14 protein-coding genes are annotated in these 18,145 nt (G+C 71.0%); 11 read left to right on the top strand and 3 right to left on the bottom strand.

From position 1 onward, the window contains the following. Positions 1-4: 4 nt before the first annotated feature. Entirely contained in the window at positions 5-1,648 is a 1,644-nt protein-coding gene (locus ACIBJB_RS23370; protein ID WP_398933029.1) for a PucR family transcriptional regulator, read from the bottom strand. A 55-nt stretch (positions 1,649-1,703) separates the two neighbouring features. Between ACIBJB_RS23370 and ACIBJB_RS23365 the strand changes: the two genes are divergently transcribed. Next, positions 1,704-2,660, top strand: a complete 957-nt coding sequence (locus ACIBJB_RS23365) for an LLM class F420-dependent oxidoreductase (protein ID WP_398933028.1) — start codon at positions 1,704-1,706, stop codon at positions 2,658-2,660. Here ACIBJB_RS23365 and ACIBJB_RS23360 read toward each other — a convergent pair. Then, positions 2,647-4,029 (bottom strand): FAD-binding oxidoreductase, encoded by a 1,383-nt coding sequence (locus ACIBJB_RS23360; protein WP_398933027.1) that lies wholly within the window; start codon positions 4,027-4,029, stop codon positions 2,647-2,649. The genes ACIBJB_RS23365 and ACIBJB_RS23360 overlap by 14 nt on opposite strands. A gap of 68 nt (positions 4,030-4,097) precedes the next feature. Further along, complete coding sequence (locus tag ACIBJB_RS23355) at positions 4,098-5,900, bottom strand: glycoside hydrolase family 15 protein (RefSeq protein WP_398933026.1); 1,803 nt, start codon at positions 5,898-5,900, stop codon at positions 4,098-4,100. Positions 5,901-6,370: 470 nt separating this feature from the next. On the opposite strand from ACIBJB_RS23355, the gene ACIBJB_RS23350 reads away from it, so the two are divergent. The 10 genes from ACIBJB_RS23350 (at position 6,371) to ACIBJB_RS23305 (ending at position 18,111) form a co-directional block, all read left to right on the top strand. After that, entirely contained in the window at positions 6,371-8,035 is a 1,665-nt protein-coding gene (locus ACIBJB_RS23350; protein WP_398933025.1) for a CTP synthase, read from the top strand. A gap of 86 nt (positions 8,036-8,121) precedes the next feature. Beyond that, positions 8,122-8,748: an NUDIX domain-containing protein gene (locus tag ACIBJB_RS23345; RefSeq protein ID WP_398933024.1), complete on the top strand. Its 627-nt coding sequence runs from the start codon at positions 8,122-8,124 to the stop codon at positions 8,746-8,748. Between the two features lie 263 nt (positions 8,749-9,011). Beyond that, on the top strand, positions 9,012-11,075 hold the full coding sequence (locus ACIBJB_RS23340; protein ID WP_398933023.1) for a tetratricopeptide repeat protein: 2,064 nt from the start codon (positions 9,012-9,014) through the stop codon (positions 11,073-11,075). Positions 11,076-11,219: 144 nt separating this feature from the next. After that, positions 11,220-12,335: an alanine dehydrogenase gene (gene ald, locus ACIBJB_RS23335; protein ID WP_398933047.1), complete on the top strand. Its 1,116-nt coding sequence runs from the start codon at positions 11,220-11,222 to the stop codon at positions 12,333-12,335. Positions 12,336-12,748: 413 nt separating this feature from the next. Then, entirely contained in the window at positions 12,749-13,876 is a 1,128-nt protein-coding gene (locus ACIBJB_RS23330; protein ID WP_398933022.1) for a ParA family protein, read from the top strand. Beyond that, entirely contained in the window at positions 13,861-14,427 is a 567-nt protein-coding gene (locus tag ACIBJB_RS23325; protein ID WP_311718502.1) for a hypothetical protein, read from the top strand. The genes ACIBJB_RS23330 and ACIBJB_RS23325 overlap by 16 nt, the downstream gene beginning before the upstream one ends. Before the next feature lie 18 nt (positions 14,428-14,445). Further along, on the top strand, positions 14,446-15,501 hold the full coding sequence (locus ACIBJB_RS23320) for a segregation and condensation protein A (RefSeq protein WP_398933021.1): 1,056 nt from the start codon (positions 14,446-14,448) through the stop codon (positions 15,499-15,501). After that, the gene (gene scpB, locus ACIBJB_RS23315) at positions 15,498-16,151 is read left to right on the top strand and encodes an SMC-Scp complex subunit ScpB (protein ID WP_398933020.1); all 654 of its coding nucleotides are present in this window, start codon (positions 15,498-15,500) and stop codon (positions 16,149-16,151) included. Before ACIBJB_RS23320 ends, scpB begins: the two co-directional genes overlap by 4 nt. After that, positions 16,151-17,293 carry a pseudouridine synthase gene (locus tag ACIBJB_RS23310; protein WP_398933019.1) on the top strand — a complete coding sequence of 381 codons (1,143 nt, stop codon included), beginning with the start codon at positions 16,151-16,153 and terminating at the stop codon, positions 17,291-17,293. Before scpB ends, ACIBJB_RS23310 begins: the two co-directional genes overlap by 1 nt. A 284-nt stretch (positions 17,294-17,577) precedes the next feature. Next, complete coding sequence (locus tag ACIBJB_RS23305; protein ID WP_398933018.1) at positions 17,578-18,111, top strand: TIGR03086 family metal-binding protein; 534 nt, start codon at positions 17,578-17,580, stop codon at positions 18,109-18,111. Positions 18,112-18,145: the final 34 nt, after the last annotated feature.

Below are 18,145 nucleotides of genomic sequence, written 5' to 3'. Positions count from 1 at the left end.
CGGGCTAGGGCAGGTGCCGGCGTGCCCGTAGTGCCAGGCTCAACGCCAGAACCGTCTGCGGGTCGTCGAGGTCCGTGCCCAGCAACTCGCCGATGCGGGCAAGGCGGTTGTAGAGGGTCTGCCGGTTGAGGTGGAGTTCACGGGCCGTCTCCGCCTTGCGGCCCGCGTGCGCCAGATAGGTCTGCAGGGTGGGCAGCAGCGGCGGCTTGGAGCGGTCGTCGTGGGCGCGCAACGGGCCGATGGCGCGGTCCACGAAGGCCGCCAGGTCCGGGTGGTCGCGCAGCCGCCACAGGAGCAGGTCGATGTCGAGGCGGCGAGCGTCGTACCAGGGGCGGTCCGACAGGCCCTGCGCCGCGGTCGCCGTCTCGGCCGCGTGCCGCAGGCCCGCGGAGGCCGCCGCCCAGCTGCCGGCGACTCCGACGACCACGACCGGCGGCTGGGCGCCCGGGCGTTGCATCCCGGCCCGCTCCACGCCCGCCCGCAGCGCAGCCGCGACCCGGTCCGCCACCGTCGACCGCTCCGACTCCGAGCGCAGACCGAGCAGGACGAGCACACGGCCCTCGACGGGCCGTACGCCGAGAAGGACGGGCACGCCCAGCGAGGCCAGCTCCTCGGAGACCGCCCGGGCCAGTACCGCCCAGCCTCCCCCCGCGGTGGAGAGCGTGTCGCCCAGTCGCATCACCACGGGCAGCAGCGGGCCGGTGCCCGGCCTGAAGCCCAGCACGCGTGCCTGTGCCGGAGCGTCCTGCGCGGTGATGCGGCCCTCGGCGAGGTCGGTCAGGAAGTCGCCGCGTCCGCGTGCCGCGAGCTCCTCCTCCTGGCGGGCCTGCATCAGGACGACGGCCAGGATGCCCGCCGCGCGCTCGGCCGCCATGCGGTGCACGGGTGCCAGCGGCGCCCGTACGGGAAGCAGGACCAGCCGGGCCCGTACCGAACCCGCGCCGGGCCCGCCCCCGGGCACGTCCACGAGGACCGAGCCGGACGTCGGTGTGTCCTGGTGCTGGCCGCGCAGCCCTTCCCAGACCTGGAGCGGGTCGGCGCCCTCGGGTCCCTCCCCGGCGGCGTACAGGAGCCGGCCGTCCGTCGTCTCCAGGAACACCGGGTTGCCGCTGAAGTCGGCCAGGATACCGAGGGCCTGCGGGACACCGCCGCCGCCCAGCAGGGCCTCCGTGCAGCGGCGGTGCACTTCCTCCGCGCGCTGGAGCAGCGCGTAGTGCCCGTTGACGATCTCGGTGTGGATCTCCTCGGTGACCGCCACGAACGGCACTTCGCGATGCAACTGGACGAGCGGAAGGCCGGTCGCGCGAGCGGTGTCGACCAGGGCGGCGGGGAGACGGGTGAAACGCGGGCCGAGTTCGACGACCAGGGCCGCGATGCCGCGCTCGGCCAGGGTGCGGACGAACGCGCGCTGGTCGGCGGGACGGGTGCCGAGACCGTAGCCCGTGGTCAGCAGCAGCTCGCCGCCCTTCAGCAGGGAAGCGATGTGCGGGACCTCGCCCGCGTGCACCCAGCGCACGGTCCGGTCCAGCCGGTCCGCGCCCGCGAGAATCTCCGGGAGCCCGCTGCGCAGACCGGGCAGCTCCAGCGCGCGCTGCACGGTGATCCCGGCGCCCTGGGTGTCGAAACCGCTGTTCGTAGCGCTGTCCATGAGCCGGACGCTACCCGAGGCGTGACCGGCGCCGCGGCGGGGTAGCGGCCGGTGCATGGACTTCAGCGTGGTCGCCGTGGCACGGGAGGACGACAGTCCGGTCGAGGAGCCGCTCAGGGTGGCAACGGCCGCCGACCGGCTCGGATACCGGGAGGTGTGGGCGGGGGAAGGGCCGACGTGGGACGCGTTCGTGCTCGCCGCGGCGATCGGGCGGGCCACCGAGCGGGTCGCGCTGACCGCGGGCCCGGTCCCGGTCTCGGTACGCGACCCGTACACCTCGGCCCGGGGCGCCGCCTCGGTCGCGGCACTCGTCGGCCGCCCGGTCGGGGTGGCGCTGGGCACGTCCAGCAAACGGGTGGTCGAGGACGTGCACAACCGGCCCCGGGTGCGGCCCGCGGCCGTACTGGAGGAGCAGGCGGCAGCCGTACGACGGTTTCTGCACGCTTCTCCGGGCGAACCGGTCGTGCCCGGCAGCCCCTTCCACAGGCGTCTGCCGCCGCCCGGCGGCCCGCTGACGGTGGCCGCGTTCGGGCCCCGCGCGATCGCCACGGCCGCCGCGCACGCCGACCGCATGCTGCTGGACGTGGTCTCCCCGGAGCAGGTGCGGGCGCTCCGCGCGCGGCTGGACGCGGCGGCCCGGGAGGCGGGCCGGACGCCGCCCACGCTCGCCGCCTGGCTGCCGGCGGCCGTCGACCCCGACCCGCGGTCGCTCGCGCAGGTGCTGGGCAGCATCGCCGGATACCTGACCGTGCCGGGCTACAGCGAGGTGTTCGCCGAGGCGGGGTTCGGGGAGGCGGTGGAGCTCGCCGCGAGCGGGGCGGACCGGGAGACCCTGGTGCGGGCCCTGCCCGCGGCGGCCGCGGGCACGGTCGGACTGGTGGGCGACCTGGACGCCGTACGGGCCCGTGTCGACGCCTATACGCAGGCCGGGCTCGACGAGATCGCCCTGGTGCCGGCGACGGCGGGGGACCCGGGCGGCGAGCGCACGCTGACCGCGCTCAGGCCGGCGTGATGTTGTGGTTGAAGCGGAACACATTGTCCGGGTCGTACCGGCGCTTCACCTCGGAAAGCCGCCGGGTGTTCTCGGCGCCGACACCGGCCACCACCCGGTCCGCGCCCTCGTCGCCGATGAAGTTGAGGTAGACCGCGCCGGTGCTCCACGGCCGGACGTCGGCGCGCACGTCCCGGACCCACTGGACGCAGCGCTCGTCGTCCGCCGGGTCCTCCCAGATCCCGAAGGGGTGCACGACCCACCGCGCGTCCCGGTACGGCACCGGGAACTCGCGTGGCCCGTCGGCGATCGCCCCACCGAGCGGGAAGAGGACGTGCTGGGTGCCGGTCGGCACCGGCAGGGCGTCCGCGCGAGCGCAGAACGCGTCCACGAAGTCGTCCGGCGCGCCGGTGAGGTACTCCGCCGACCAGTAGTTCCGCATCCCGGCCGGATCGTCGAGCATGCACTGGACATCGGCGTACGGCATCGCCCCGACGATCTCCGTCACATGCGGCAGCGCCAGCAGCGGCTCGGCCGTCTTGCGCAGATCCGCCTCCCCGCCGGCGTACGTCAGCAGGGCACCGCACAGGAGGGTGCCGACCAGGTGCGGCGGTACGAACTCCTCGGGCGGGCCGGTGAAATAGAGCACACCGCCGGACGCCTCGTCCGGTCCTGCCGCGATGACGTCGCGGAAGGTGCGTGTGACCTCGGGGCCGAACTCCGGGAGGTACAGCAGCAGGGCGATGGAGAACTCGGGCAGTGCGTGCAGCTTCAGCGTCAGCGCGGTGGCGACGCCGAAGTTGCCGCCACCGCCGTGCAGGGCCCAGAACAGGTCCGGGTGGTCGTCGGCGCTCGCGTGGACGCGCTCGCCGTCCGCGGTGACCAGTTCCACACCGAGCAGATTGTCGACGGCCAGTCCGCACCACCGGTCGAGCCAGCCGCTGCCGCCGCCCAGGACGAAGCCGCTGACGCCGGTGGTCGAGGCCCGGCCGCCGGTGGTGGCGAGGCCGTGCGGCTGGCAGGCGCGGTCCAGGTCGCTCATCATGGCGCCACCGGCGACGCGCACCGCCTCGGCCCCGGGATCGATGGTCACCGCCCGCAGGTGGCGCAGGTCGATGACCAGCCCGCCGTCGTTGACCGCCATGCCCGCCACGCTGTGACCGCCGCCGCGCACCGCGATCGGCAGGTCGATGTCACGGGCGAAGCGGACGGCCCGTACGACGTCGTCCTCGTTCACGCACTGTGCGATCACCGCGGGCCGGCGGTCGATCATCGCGTTGAAGACGGTCCGGGCCTCGTCGTAGCCCGGATCGTCCGGGGCGAACACGTCGCCGGACAGATCCTCGCGCAACGCGGACAGCGCCGCGCCCGCCTTCGACGGGGATGCCATGAGGCGCCCCCTTTCGTGCAGGGGCTGATGAGATCCCAGCCTAGGCGGGCCCGGCGCTCAGGTCCTGTTCAGCCGCCGTACGCCCCCGACGCCGTCAGGCGCAGGGCCGTGTCGATGAGCGGAACGTGGCTGAAGGCCTGCGGGAAGTTGCCCACCTGGCGCTTCTGGCGGGGGTCCCACTCCTCGGCGAGCAGACCGAGGTCGTTGCGGAGCGCGAGGAGCTTTTCGAAGAGCTTCCTCGCCTCGTCCACGCGGCCGATCATCGCGAGGTCGTCCGCCATCCAGAACGAGCAGGCCAGGAAGGCCCCTTCGTCACCCGGCAGGCCGTCGACGTTCTCGTCACCGCCGGAGGTCGGGTAGCGCAGGATGAAACCGTCCGAGGTCGAGAGCTCCCGCTGGATCGCCTCGATGGTGCCGATCACGCGCTTGTCGTCCGGGGGCAGGAAGCCCATCTGCGGGATCAGGAGCAGGCTCGCGTCCAGCTCCTTCGAGCCGTAGGACTGCGTGAAGGTGTTGCGCTCCTTGTCGTAGCCCTTCTCGCACACGTCCCGGTGAATGTCGTCGCGCAGCTCGCGCCACTTCTCCAGCGGGCCGTCCGCGTCACCGGACTCGATGAGCTTGATGGTGCGGTCCACGGCGACCCAGGCCATCACCTTGGAGTGCACGAAGTGCCGGCGGGGGCCGCGCACCTCCCAGATGCCCTCGTCCGGCTCGTCCCAGTGCTGCTCCAGGTAGCGGATCAGCTTGAGCTGGAGCAGGGAGGCGTAGTCGTTGCGGGCCAGGCCCGTCATGTGACCGAGATGCAGCGCCTCGGTGACCTCGCCGTACACGTCCAGCTGGAGCTGGTGCGCGGCGCCGTTGCCGACCCGGACCGGGGCGGAGTTCTCGTAGCCGGGCAGCCAGTCGAGCTCGGCCTCGCCCAGCTCCCGCTCGCCCGCGATGCCGTACATGATCTGCAGGTTCTCGGGGTCGCCGGCCACTGCCCTGAGCAGCCACTCGCGCCAGGCGCGGGCCTCCTCGCGGTAGCCGGTGCGCAGCAGCGAGGACAGGGTGATGGCCGCGTCGCGCAGCCAGGTGTAGCGGTAGTCCCAGTTGCGGACGCCGCCGACGTCCTCGGGCAGCGAGGTCGTCGGCGCGGCCACGATGCCGCCGGTGGGGGCGTACGTCAGCGCCTTGAGGGTGATCAGCGAGCGGATGACGGCCTCGCGGTAGGGGCCGTGGTACGTACAGTGCTCGACCCACTCACGCCAGAAGTCCTCGGTGGCCTCCAGCGACTGCTCCGGCTCCGGCAGCGGCGGCGGCTGCTTGTGCGAGGGCTCCCAGGAGATCGTGAACGCGATCCGGTCACCCGGGGCGACCGTGAAGTCCGAGTACGTCGTCAGGGACTTGCCGTAGGTCTCGCAGTCGGTGTCGAACCACACCGAGTCCGGGCCCGCCACGGCGACCGTGCGCCCCTCGTGCTTGTGGACCCACGGGACGACACGGCCGTAGGAGAACCGCATGCGCAGGGCCGAGCGCATCGGGACGCGGCCCGAGACGCCTTCCACGATCCGGATGAGCTGCGGGGCGCCGTCACGCGGGGGCATGAAATCGGTCACTCTGACCGTGCCGCGCGGGGTGTCCCACTCGGATTCGAGGATGAGGGAGTCGCCGCGGTAGGTGCGCCGGGCCGCCCTGGGGGGCTGGGCGTCGGCCGCGTGGGCGGGGCCGATCCGCCAGAATCCGTGTTCCTCGGTGCCCAGCAGGCCGGCGAAGATGGCATGCGAGTCGAAGCGGGGCAGGCACAGCCAGTCCACCGTGCCGTCCCGGCAGACCAGGGCTGCGGTCTGCATGTCTCCGATGAGTGCGTAATCTTCGATGCGCCCGGCCACGTGCAACTCCAGTCGAACGGCCACGTCACCCCCTGCAGGAAAAGGGGGCTGTCGCTTGGTGCGGTCAAGGGGGTCGTTGTAATGCGTCGTTGAGCGGTGAAGCAAAACAGTCCTGCCGCTGTGAGGCAAAACGACAACTGTTGCTCAACGAACTGACGAGCTCTCGTTGTTCCGGCGCTTACGGGTGGGGGTGGTCCCGAGTTTCCGGCCGGGCTCGGCAGCGAGTGTCCGAGCAGGATACGACGCACGTAGATGATCTGCGTGCCGCTCCGGGCAACGCGGGTGGGCCGAACGGGTGAGCAACGGGTGAGAAACGGGTGTGTTGGTGCGGGTCCGTGTCGGCGTGTGCGCGGAGCGTGGCCGGAAGCCATCTCCCCGAGGCGCTGATACCCTGGTAGCCCGTGGACCGGTGGGCGTCTGACCCCCGAACCGCACCTCCAGATCGCGACCACGGGAGCCCCCTCTTGGCCATGACCGCTGCTTTTCGAAACAGCACAGCCACGACGACCAAGCACATCTTCGTCACTGGGGGTGTCGCCTCCTCGCTCGGCAAGGGTCTGACGGCCTCCAGCCTCGGCATGCTGCTCAAGGCGCGGGGCCTGCGCGTCGTGATGCAGAAGCTCGACCCGTACCTCAACGTCGACCCGGGCACGATGAACCCCTTCCAGCACGGTGAGGTGTTCGTCACCAACGACGGCGCCGAGACCGACCTGGACATCGGCCACTACGAGCGTTTCCTCGACCGTGACCTCGACGGCTCCGCCAACGTCACCACCGGCCAGGTGTACAACACGGTGATCGCCAAGGAGCGGCGCGGTGAGTACCTGGGCGACACCGTGCAGGTCATCCCGCACATCACCAACGAGATCAAGCACCGCATCCGCCGCATGGCGACGGACGAGGTGGACGTCGTGATCACGGAGGTCGGCGGCACGGTCGGCGACATCGAGTCGCTGCCGTTCCTGGAGACGGTCCGCCAGGTGAGGCACGAGGTCGGCCGTGACAACGTCTTCGTCGTCCACATTTCCCTCCTGCCGTACATCGGCCCGTCGGGGGAGCTGAAGACGAAGCCGACCCAGCACTCGGTTGCGGCTCTGCGGAACATCGGTATCCAGCCGGACGCGATCGTGCTGCGGTCCGACCGTGAGGTCCCGACCGCGATCAAGCGCAAGATCTCCCTGATGTGCGACGTCGACGAGGCCGCGGTGGTCGCCTGCCCCGACGCCCGCTCGATCTACGACATCCCCAAGACCGTGCACAGCGAGGGCCTGGACGCCTATGTCGTCCGCAAGCTGGACCTGCCATTCCGGGACGTGGACTGGACGACCTGGGACGACCTGCTCGACCGCGTCCACAACCCCGACCACGAGATCACCCTCGCCCTGGTCGGCAAGTACATCGACCTGCCCGACGCCTACCTCTCGGTCACCGAGGCGCTGCGCGCCGGCGGTTTCGCCAACAAGGCCCGCGTCAAGATCAAGTGGGTCACCTCCGACGACTGCAAGACCCCGGCCGGCGCGAAGGCGCAGCTCGAGGACGTCGACGGCATCTGCATCCCGGGCGGCTTCGGCGACCGGGGCGTGCTCGGGAAGGTCGGCGCGATCCAGTACGCCCGCGAGAACCGGATCCCGTTGCTGGGTCTCTGTCTGGGCCTGCAGTGCATCGTGATCGAGGCCGCGCGCAACCTCGCGGACATCCCGGACGCCAACTCCACCGAGTTCGACTCGGCCACCGGCCACCCGGTCATCTCCACGATGGCCGAGCAGCTCGACATCGTCGCCGGCGAGGGCGACATGGGCGGGACCATGCGGCTCGGCATGTACCCGGCCAAGCTCGCCGAGGGCTCCATCGTCCGTGAGGTGTACGACGGCAAGGAGTACGTCGAGGAGCGGCACCGTCACCGTTACGAGGTGAACAACGCCTACCGCGCCGAGCTCGAGAAGAAGGCGGGCATCCTGTTTTCCGGCACCTCGCCGGACGGCAAGCTCGTCGAGTACGTCGAGTACCCGCGCGACGTCCACCCCTATCTGGTCGCCACGCAGGCCCACCCCGAGCTGCGCTCGCGCCCGACCAGGCCGCACCCGCTGTTCGCCGGCCTGGTGAAGGCCGCGGTCGAGCGGCAGAGTTCCCACTAGCACGACAGTTGTACGGTGGCCGGGGCACACGCATTCAAAGGCGAGTGCCCCGGCTTCTTTTTTGCGCACGTGGGGAAGGACAGGGAATGACGATCAAGGACGCCCCGGAGGAGTGGGAGATCCGGGCGACGGAGACCCCCTTCGTGGGCAACAAGACCTCCGTCCGCACGGACGAGGTGGTCATGCCCGACGGGTCGGTGGTCCGCAGGGACTACCAGGTCCACCCGGGTTCCGTGGCCGTCCTCGCCCTCGACGACGAGGACCGGGTCCTGCTCATCCGGCAGTACCGGCATCCCGTACGGCAGAAGCTGTGGGAGATCCCCGCGGGGCTGCTGGACGTGCCCGGTGAGAATCCGCTGCATGCGGCCCAGCGGGAGCTGTACGAGGAGGCGCACGTCAAGGCGGAGGACTGGCGGGTGCTGACCGATATCTACACGTCGCCGGGGGGCTGTGACGAGGCGATCCGGATCTTCCTGGCCCGGGGGCTGTCCGAGGCCGAGGAGGAGCGGTTCGCTGCCGAGGACGAGGAGATCGATCTCGAGTACGCGCGCGTGCCGGTGTCCGAGTTGGTGCGGGGGGTGCTTGCCGGGGAGCTGCACAACGCCAGTCTGGTGGTGGGGGTGCTTTCACTCGTTGCCGCGCGGGCCTCCGGCGGGGTGGAGGGATTGCGGTTGGCCGATGCGGAGTGGCCTGCGCGGCCGTTCGAGGCGTGAGGTTTTACGGGGTGCGCCGTTGCTCCGGGGGTTCGTTGCGGGGTGATGGTCGCGCTGTGGCTGGTCGCGCAGTTCCCCGCGCCCCTATCTACCGGAACCGCTGAACCCGGTGATCATATGAACCGTTGATCCGATCGAGGGACTCCCGCGGCCTCGCCGCCGTGCTCTGCCAGGGCCGTTGCGCAGGGTGAACTAGGCTCTGAAAAGCCCGAACCGGGGTCACCGGCGGGCTTTGCGCGTGCGGTGGGACGGGAGTGTGGCCCGTGACGGATCAGGCGGTGGACACAGGCGGCGTACGGCTGTCGGGCGAGGGCCGATTCCTGGGGCGCACGCGGGAGTTGAAGGAGCTGCTCGCCGACATCGAGCGGGCGGGACTCGACACGCTGTCCGGCAAGAAGGCACCCCGCGCGCGGGTGCTGCTCATCGCGGGGCGCCCCGGATCAGGCCGTACCGCACTCGCCGAGGAACTCGTCCGGGCGGTAGCTGACCGTTACGGCGACGGGTTGCTGCGCACCCGGCTGAGCCGGCCCGACGGCACCCCGGTGCCGGTCGGGCACTCCGCTCGCGAACTGCTCACCGCGCTCGACGTGGCGGCGCCCGCGGGGGCCGCCGAGGACGACCTCACGGCGGTGCTGCGCGAGGCGCTCGCGGACCGTCGCTCGGTGCTCCTGCTCGACGACGCGGTGGCCGCGGAACAGGTGGACGCCCTGCTTCCGGATGCCCCGGAATGCCTGGTCGTGGCCGTTTCAGGAGGCCCGCTGACCGGGATCGCGGACGTTCGCCCGTGCACCCTTGGCGGCCTCGACACCAAGGCCGCGCTGGAGTTGCTGTCCCGGCACACCGGGTCGGTCCGCATCACCGTCGACCCGCGCGCCGCCGAGGGCCTGGTCGAGGAGTGCCAGGGCCACCCCGCCGCGCTGATGCTGGCGGGAGGCTGGCTCGCCGCGCGCCCCAAGGCGGCCGTCGCCGACCTGGCCAAGCAACTGCACACGGAGAGTGTTGAAGGGAGTCCCCTCAGCCGGGTCTTCAAGCTCGCCTACACGTCCCTTCCCGCGCCGGCCGCCCGGATACTGCGACTGCTCTCGCTGGCCCCGGCCGGCCTCGTCGATCCGCACACCGCCTCCGCGCTCGCCGGCTGCTCGGTGAGCGGCGCCCGCTCCACCCTGGACGACTTCGTCGCCCTCGGTCTGCTGCACGCCGTGGAGTCACCGCTGCCGCAGTACGAGGTACCCGGCTGTCTGTACCCCCTGCTCAAGGCCCTCGCCGACACCCAGGACCGCCCGGCCGAGCTGCAGCTGGCCCGGGCTCGCATGCTGGAGCGGACCGTACGGCTGCTCCAGTCCTCCCGCGCGATCACCGAGACCGACAGCCCCGACGCCCGCGAGAAGCTCCAGGGCATGCCGCCCTCGGTGCGCTTCCCGAGCCCCAGGGCGGCCGAGGACTGGCTGCGCATCCGCAGGCCGGCCCTGCTCGCCGCGGCCCGCCACGCGGTCGCCGACGGGGAGCTGGACACCCTGGCCCGGCGCCTGATGTCGCAGCTCGTGCGCGCGATGGTGGCCCACTTCGGCATGAAGGCCGCCGCCCCCGACCTCTACGACATCCACGGCCTCGTCCTCGACGTGGCCGAGCGGCGTGCCCTGCCGCGCGAGCGGGCCGCCGCCCTGCTGAACCTCGCCGACCTGGACGCCCAGACCGGCCGGACCCGGGAGGCACTGGCACGCTATCGGGCGGCCCTGGACGCCGGACGGGAAGCCAATGACCCGTACGCGACCGGCCGCGCGATGGAATCCGTAGGCGGCGCGCACCTGGAGCTCGGGGACTACGACCGGGCCGCCGACTGGTTCGGCCGGGCCCTCGCCCAGCGGCTGGCCCGGGACGAGCGCGCGGAGGCCGCCCGGCTGTACGGCCGTATCGCCGCCACGCACACCTACGCGGGCCGCTACGGCGAGGCGGTCAGGAACTGGCGGGCCGCGCTCGCCGGACACCGCAAGAACGGCGATGTGGCCGCGCACGCACGGGCGTTGAGCGAGCTCGCCCGCGTCCAGGAGTACGCCGGACACCCCGAGGAGTGCCTGCGTACCTGCCAGGAGGCCGTGGAGTGGGCGCGGCGCGCCGAGGACGTCCGGCTGCAGGCCGCGCTCCAGCTGCGGCTCGCCGACACGCTGGACCGTCTCGGCGATCCCGCCGCCGCCCAGCTGCACCGCGGCGCCGCCGAGCGGCTGCTGGGCGAGGAGGTTTCCGAGGAGGAACCCGGCTCTCAGCAGGTCGACGAGGCGAAACATGACGCTGATGCCTGCGAAATCCGTAGTACATCCGCAGAAGATTGATGCAATGAAAGGCTAGACAGCGGGAACACCTTCATTAGACTGGCTCTACCGCACCTTCTCCTGCGGTGTCTCCTGGTGTGCTCACGCATGCCCGGGTATGTGTTGTATTGCCCTACACACTCTGAGCCAAGGACCGTGATCCACGTGAAGGTCGGCATCCCCCGCGAGGTCAAGAACAACGAGTTCCGGGTGGCCATTACCCCCGCCGGTGTGCACGAGCTGGTGCGCCACGGCCACCAGGTCGTCATCGAGCGGGGCGCCGGCGTCGGCTCCTCCATCCCGGACGAGGAGTACGTCGCCGAGGGCGCCCAGATCCTGGACACCGCCGACGAGGTGTGGGCCGGCGCCGACCTGCTGCTGAAGGTCAAGGAGCCCGTCGCGGAGGAGTACCACCGCCTCCGCAAGGACCAGACGCTCTTCACCTACCTGCACCTGGCCGCCTCCAAGGAGTGCACCGACGCGCTGATCGAGTCCGGCACCACGGCGATCGCCTACGAGACCGTCGAGCTGCCCTCGCGGGCGCTCCCGCTGCTCGCCCCGATGTCCGAGGTCGCGGGCCGGCTCGCCCCGCAGGTCGGCGCCTACCACCTCATGCGCTCGGTCGGCGGCCGCGGTGTCCTCCCCGGCGGTGTCCCCGGCACCCAGCCCGCGCGGGCCGTCGTCATCGGCGGCGGTGTCTCCGGCTGGAACGCCACGCAGATCGCCGTCGGCATGGGATTCCACGTCACGCTGCTCGACCGCGACATCAACAAGCTCCGCGAGGCCGACAAGGTCTTCGGCACCAAGGTCCGGGCGATCATGTCCAACGCCTTCGAACTGGAGAAGGCCGTCCTGGACGCCGACCTCGTCATCGGCGCCGTCCTCATCCCGGGCGCCAAGGCGCCGAAGCTCGTCACCAACGAGCTCGTCTCGCGAATGAAGCCCGGAAGTGTCCTTGTCGACATCGCGATCGACCAGGGCGGCTGCTTCGAGGACTCGCGCCCGACCACCCACGCCGAGCCGACCTTCCAGGTCCACGACTCGGTCTTCTACTGCGTCGCCAACATGCCCGGCGCGGTGCCCAACACCTCCACCTACGCGCTCACCAACGCGACCCTGCCGTTCATCGTCGAACTGGCCGACCGGGGCTGGGTGGAGGCGCTGCGCCGCGACCCCGCGCTCGCCAAGGGGCTCAACACCCATGACGGCAAGGTCGTTTACCGGGAGGTCGCGGAGGCCCACGGCCTGGAGCACGTGGAGCTCGAGACGCTGCTCGGCTGAGCCTGTGACCTGCTCCGATAGCTAAGTCACCTTTTCGTAAAGGCGATACGTCAACAAGGCGCGTCAACGAGGCACATGCGGCCGGACCTTGCCCCGCAAGGTCCGGCCGGATGTGTGTATGGTCACTTTGCGACTCTCGGTCAACTCGCGTCGAACGTAACCCTTGAACCGATTCGTACACCGGCGAAACCTGCCGTGCGACTGCCGTACGCCCTTGACAGCGGGATGTTTCATTGCCGACACATCCTGCCGGGTCCGGCGGATTGTGTTGCTGTGAACACCCGACACGCCATAGAGTCGCCAACCGTCGGCATGGTGCCACGCTGACCTTGTCTAGAAGTTTCCTGGTCTCCAAGGAGGTAAGACGACTTGTGAATGAGTCGACATTTTCTCCCGGGGGTGGTCAACCAGGAATGCCTGCCGGGGCCCAGAGCCCCGCGGGGTTCGAGGCTGTCGGCTCCGTCGCGGTGCGCACCTTCGCAGCCCGTCAGAGTCCGCAGTCCCTGCGGACAGCACACCAGAGCATGGATGGCCATCACGTGAACGCCATGGCCGGCGACGGAAGTGGCGCGCCCCACAACCACTTCGCCGACTACGACGAACTGCCCGAGGGGCACTTCTACGACCCCGACGCCGAGTACGAGCCCGATCCGGAGTACGCGGCCACGCTCGCGCCCGATGCGGCCCGCCAGCGCCGTGAGCGCGTCGGTCCGACCGGACGCCCGCTGCCGTACTTCCCGATCCCGGGCCCGCTGACCGACCACGGCCCCGCGAAGATCATCGCGATGTGCAACCAGAAGGGCGGCGTGGGCAAGACGACGTCGACCATCAACCTGGGTGCCGCGCTCGCGGAGTACGGCCGGCGCGTGCTGCTCGTGGACTTCGACCCGCAGGGCGCGCTGTCGGTGGGTCTCGGTGTCAACCCGATGGAGCTCGACCTCACGGTCTACAACCTGCTCATGGAGCGGGGCATGGCGGCCGACGAGGTCCTGCTGAAGACCGCGGTCCCCAACATGGACCTGCTGCCGAGCAATATCGACTTGTCGGCGGCGGAGGTCCAGCTGGTCTCCGAGGTCGCACGCGAGTCGACATTGCAGCGTGCCCTCAAGCCGCTCATGGCCGACTACGACTACATCGTGATCGACTGTCAGCCCTCGCTCGGCCTCCTCACGGTCAACGCCCTGACGGCCGCGCACAAGGTGATAGTCCCTCTGGAGTGCGAGTTCTTCGCCCTGCGTGGTGTCGCACTGCTGACGGAGACCATCGAGAAGGTCCAGGAGCGGCTCAACCCCGACCTGGAGCTCGACGGGATCCTCGCCACGATGTACGACTCGCGCACCGTGCACAGCCGTGAGGTGCTCGCGCGCGTCGTCGAGGCGTTCGACGATCACGTCTACCACACGGTCATCGGACGCACGGTCCGCTTCCCGGAGACCACGGTCGCCGGTGAGCCGATCACCACCTACGCCTCCAACTCCGTCGGTGCCGCCGCCTATCGCCAGCTCGCCAGGGAGGTGCTCGCCCGGTGTCACGCCGAGTGAGTCTGCCGGGGGCCGACGAACTGTTCCGTACGACAGGGGGGATGGCGCTCCAGGCGTCCACTCCCCGGCGGGGGACCAACGGCGAGGCCCGGGTGCCGGCTCCCGCGGGGGAGTCGGACGGGGCGGCGGCCGAGGACGCGCCGCAGTCCGTGCCCGCGCAGGGCGGGGACGGTGACGGGGCGGAGCACGTCGCGGCCGACGCCGAGGCGGGCGAGTCCCGTAGCCGGGCCGCCACCGCGGAGCGCTCCGGGCCACGTCAGGAGGCGCAGGAAGGTTCTGCCCAGGCCTCCGGTGGCCAGCAGCGCGGCAAGCGCGGTCGCTCTCCCTCGCGGCGGCCCAGCGGGCGGGAACGGCACGACGAGAAGATCACCGTGTACGTGTCCGCCGAGGAGCTCATGGATCTGGAGCACGCGCGTCTGGTGCTCCGGGGTGAGCACGGGCTCGCGGTGGACCGCGGTCGGATCGTGCGGGAGGCGGTCGCCGTGGTGCTGGCGGACCTGGAGTCCCGCGGGGACGCGAGCATTCTCGTCCGCCGGCTGCGTGGGCGGTAGCGGTAGCCTGCGGGGGCTATGACCTCGAACGACGTTCCCGTGCCCGGCGGCTCCGCCGGCCGTCGGCGTGTGCTCGGCCGGGGGCCGGGGGCCGAGCCGGTCGCCTCACCGGTCGAGGTGGAGACCGAGCCGGTTGGGGTGGAGACCGAGCCCGTTGGGGTGGAGACCGAGCCGGTCGATGTGGCGACCGAGCCCGTTGGGGTGGCGACCGAGCCGGTCGCCGAGGCCGGGGCTCCGGCCGGGATCGGCGAGCGGGAAGAGGCCTCCGACGGTGTCTTCAAGGTTCGGCTGGCCAACTTCGAGGGGCCCTTCGACCTGCTGCTCCAGCTGATCTCGAAGCACAAGCTCGACGTCACCGAGGTGGCGCTCTCCAAGGTCACCGACGAGTTCATGGCGTACATCCGCGCCATGGGCCCGGACTGGGATCTCGACGAGACGACCGAGTTCCTCGTCGTCGCCGCCACTCTCCTCGACCTCAAGGCGGCTCGGCTGCTGCCGGCCGCCCAGGTGGAGGACGAGGCCGACCTGGCACTCCTCGAAGCGCGGGACCTGCTCTTCGCGCGGCTCCTGCAGTACCGCGCGTACAAACAGATCGCCGACATCTTCAACCGGCGTCTCGACGAGGAAGCCCGGCGTTACCCCCGTACCGTCGGCCTCGAACCGCACCACGCCGAGCTGCTGCCCGAGGTCGTCATCAGCATCGGGGCGGAGGGATTCGCGAAGCTCGCCGTGAAGGCGATGCAGCCCAGGCCCAAGCCGCAGGTGTACGTCGACCACATCCACGCGCCCCTGGTGAGCGTCCAAGAGCAGGCGGGGATCGTGGTCGCGCGGCTCAGGGAGCTCGGTGAGGCCAGCTTCCGGGTGCTGGTGGAGGATGCCGACGGCACCCTGACCGTCGTGGCGCGCTTTCTGGCGCTGCTGGAGCTGTATCGGGAGAAGGCCGTGGCGCTGGACCAGGAGACCGCGCTCGGGGAGCTGGTCGTGCGGTGGACCGGCGGTGCGCTGGAGGCCGAGCCGGTGGTGACCGACGAGTTCGACCGACCGCCCGAGCCGCCCAAGGAGGACAAGGCGTGAGCGAGGAGACCACCGAAGCGCCGGCGGGGCCGCCGGCCGTCGCCGACCTCGATCTGAAGCCGGCGCTGGAGGCCGTCCTGATGGTCGTGGACGAGCCCGCGACCGAGGAACACCTGTCGAAGATCCTGGAGCGGCCCAAGCGGCAGATCGCGAAGGCGCTCAGGGAGCTGGCCGACGACTACACCGTGCAGCGGCGCGGTTTCGAGTTGCGGTACGTCGCCGGCGGCTGGCGTTTCTACACCCGCGCCGAGTACGCACCGGCCGTGGAGCGGTTCGTCCTGGACGGCCAGCAGGCCCGGCTCACCCAGGCGGCACTGGAGACGCTGGCGGTGGTCGCGTACCGCCAGCCGGTCAGCCGCAGCCGGGTCTCCGCGGTGCGCGGGGTGAACTGTGACGGCGTGATGCGCACCCTTCTCCAGCGGGGTCTGGTCGCGGAGGCGGGCACGGAACCCGAAACAGGTGCGATCCTGTACGTGACGACGAACTACTTTCTGGAGCGGATGGGCCTGCGCGGTCTGGACGAGCTCCCGGAGCTCGCGCCCTTCCTCCCGGAGGCGGAGGCGATCGAGGCCGAGACCCAGGAAGCCGTACCGTCGTTCGATCCGGACGCCCCGGATTCCGAGGACGCAGACGACAAGACGGAACTTTGATGCGAAGCAGCAGCGGCAGGAACAGCAGCGGAAACAACGGCGGGAGCCGTGGTGGCAACAGCGGCGGCCGCGGCGGGAGCAGCGGTGGTCGTGGGGGGAGCGGCGGTGGCCGCGGTAACTTCCGCGGTGCCGGGAACGACCGCGACGACAAGCAGGGCGGCCGGCCGAAGAACCCGCGCCCCGAGGAGCGCCGCTACGACGTGGGACCCGGCGCCACCCACGAGGGACCGAAGTCCGGGCGCGGTGCCTCCGCGCGCGGCGGTGCCAAGGGCGGGCCGAAGCAGGGCCAGAACACCGGGCGCGGCCGTTCGGTGCCGGCGACCTCCCGCGAGTACGAGGCGCGGGCCGAGGAGCGCAACCGTGAGCGGTACGCCGGCAAGAAGGACGTGAAGCCGCCGAAGACCTTCCCGGGCGCCGAGCAGGAGGGCGAGCGGCTGCAGAAGATCCTCGCGCGCGCGGGCTACGGCTCGCGCCGGGCCTGCGAGGAGCTCATCGAGCAGGCGCGGGTCGAGGTCAACGGCGAGATCGTCCTGGAGCAGGGCAAGCGGGTCGACCCGGAGAAGGACGAGGTCAGGGTCGACGGCCTGACCGTGGCGACGCAGTCGTACCAGTTCTTCTCGCTGAACAAGCCCGCCGGTGTCGTCTCGACGATGGAGGACAACGAGGGCCGGCAGTGCCTCGGGGACTACGTCACCAACCGTGAGACGCGGCTCTTCCACGTGGGGCGGCTCGACACCGAGACCGAGGGCGTCATCCTGCTCACCAACCACGGCGAGCTGGCCCACCGGCTGACCCACCCCAAGTACGGCGTGAAGAAGGTCTACCTCGCGCACATCGTGGGCCCGATCCCGCGCGACCTGGGCAAGCAGCTCAAGGACGGCATCCAGCTGGAGGACGGGTACGCGAAGGCGGACCACTTCCGGGTCGTCGAGCAGACCGGCAAGAACTACCTCGTCGAGGTCACCCTCCACGAGGGCCGCAAGCACATCGTCCGCCGCATGCTCGCCGAGGCGGGCTTCCCGGTCGACAAGCTCGTGCGAGTCGCCTTCGGCCCCATCACCCTGGGCGACCAGAAGTCGGGCTGGCTGCGGCGGCTGTCGAACACCGAGGTCGGCATGCTGATGAAGGAAGTCGACCTGTAGTCCCCACGGACACACACGCGCGTGCGGCCGGTTCCGGAAGTCTCCGGGCCGGCCGATGCGTTTTCGCCCTCCCCGCGGTCTGTATCCGTGACGGACGGCTGGAGTGGGGTAGTGGGGATGGACGGAGTGGGCATGGACGCGAGGACCAGGATCCGTGACGAAGCGTGTCAGGTAGTGCTGGAGGGCCCTGTGCGGCCTTCGCGGCCCTGCGGGTCACCGCGGACCCGGCAGGCCCCTGTGGGGTCGCTGAGGGGCTGCTGTGGCGTTCTGGCGGAGGTGTTGTCATGAGCGCCGGGGAGCTGCTGGAGCGCTCGCTCGCCTATTCGCTGGGCAGCGTGGCGGGGACGAAGGCCGTGAGCCTCGCCAGTGCCACGCCGTGTGCCGGGTGGACTCTCGAGGAGTTGCTGGGCCATCTCGACGACTCCCTGGACGCGCTGTACGAGGGGCTGACCGGCGGACGGATCGGGCCGCTCCCGCACGCCGACCGGGTCTGCGGCTTCCGCACGCGCGCGTGTGCCGTGCTCGGCGCCTGGGCCGCCGGTCCGCCGGAGGACGTACTGGTGGGAGATAAGCCGCTGGACGTGCGGGTGATGGCCGCCGTCGGCGCCGTCGAGATCACCGTGCACGGGTGGGACGTGGCCCGGGCCTGCGGACGGCAGTGGCCCATTCCGGAGGGCCTCGCATCGGAACTGCTGTCCGTCGCCCAGTGCGTGGTGGGGGAGGAGGACCGGGGGGTGCGGTTCGCGCAACCGGTCGCCGTGCCGTCACGCGCGCGGCCTGAGACACGGCTTCTCGCCTTCCTGGGGCGGCACCTCTAGGGGCTTGTGGAACACCCTCGCGCTCTTTATAGTC

It is taken from the genome of Streptomyces sp. NPDC050759 (genome assembly GCF_044456945.1).
Taxonomy (GTDB): domain Bacteria; phylum Actinomycetota; class Actinomycetes; order Streptomycetales; family Streptomycetaceae; genus Streptomyces.
Note: the sequence above shows the minus strand (reverse complement) of the source record. Positions and strands in the feature narration are given on the sequence as shown.

Coding starts and splice junctions, on each gene's coding strand:
- ACIBJB_RS23370 (WP_398933029.1), bottom strand. CDS start 1,648: ATGGACAGCGCTACGAACAGCGGTTTCGACACCCAGGGCGCCGGGATC.
- ACIBJB_RS23345 (WP_398933024.1), top strand. CDS start 8,122: ATGACGATCAAGGACGCCCCGGAGGAGTGGGAGATCCGGGCGACGGAG.
- ACIBJB_RS23310 (WP_398933019.1), top strand. CDS start 16,151: ATGCGAAGCAGCAGCGGCAGGAACAGCAGCGGAAACAACGGCGGGAGC.
- ACIBJB_RS23360 (WP_398933027.1), bottom strand. CDS start 4,029: ATGGCATCCCCGTCGAAGGCGGGCGCGGCGCTGTCCGCGTTGCGCGAG.
- ACIBJB_RS23320 (WP_398933021.1), top strand. CDS start 14,446: ATGACCTCGAACGACGTTCCCGTGCCCGGCGGCTCCGCCGGCCGTCGG.
- ACIBJB_RS23365 (WP_398933028.1), top strand. CDS start 1,704: ATGGACTTCAGCGTGGTCGCCGTGGCACGGGAGGACGACAGTCCGGTC.
- ACIBJB_RS23305 (WP_398933018.1), top strand. CDS start 17,578: ATGAGCGCCGGGGAGCTGCTGGAGCGCTCGCTCGCCTATTCGCTGGGC.
- ACIBJB_RS23330 (WP_398933022.1), top strand. CDS start 12,749: ATGCCTGCCGGGGCCCAGAGCCCCGCGGGGTTCGAGGCTGTCGGCTCC.
- ACIBJB_RS23350 (WP_398933025.1), top strand. CDS start 6,371: ATGACCGCTGCTTTTCGAAACAGCACAGCCACGACGACCAAGCACATC.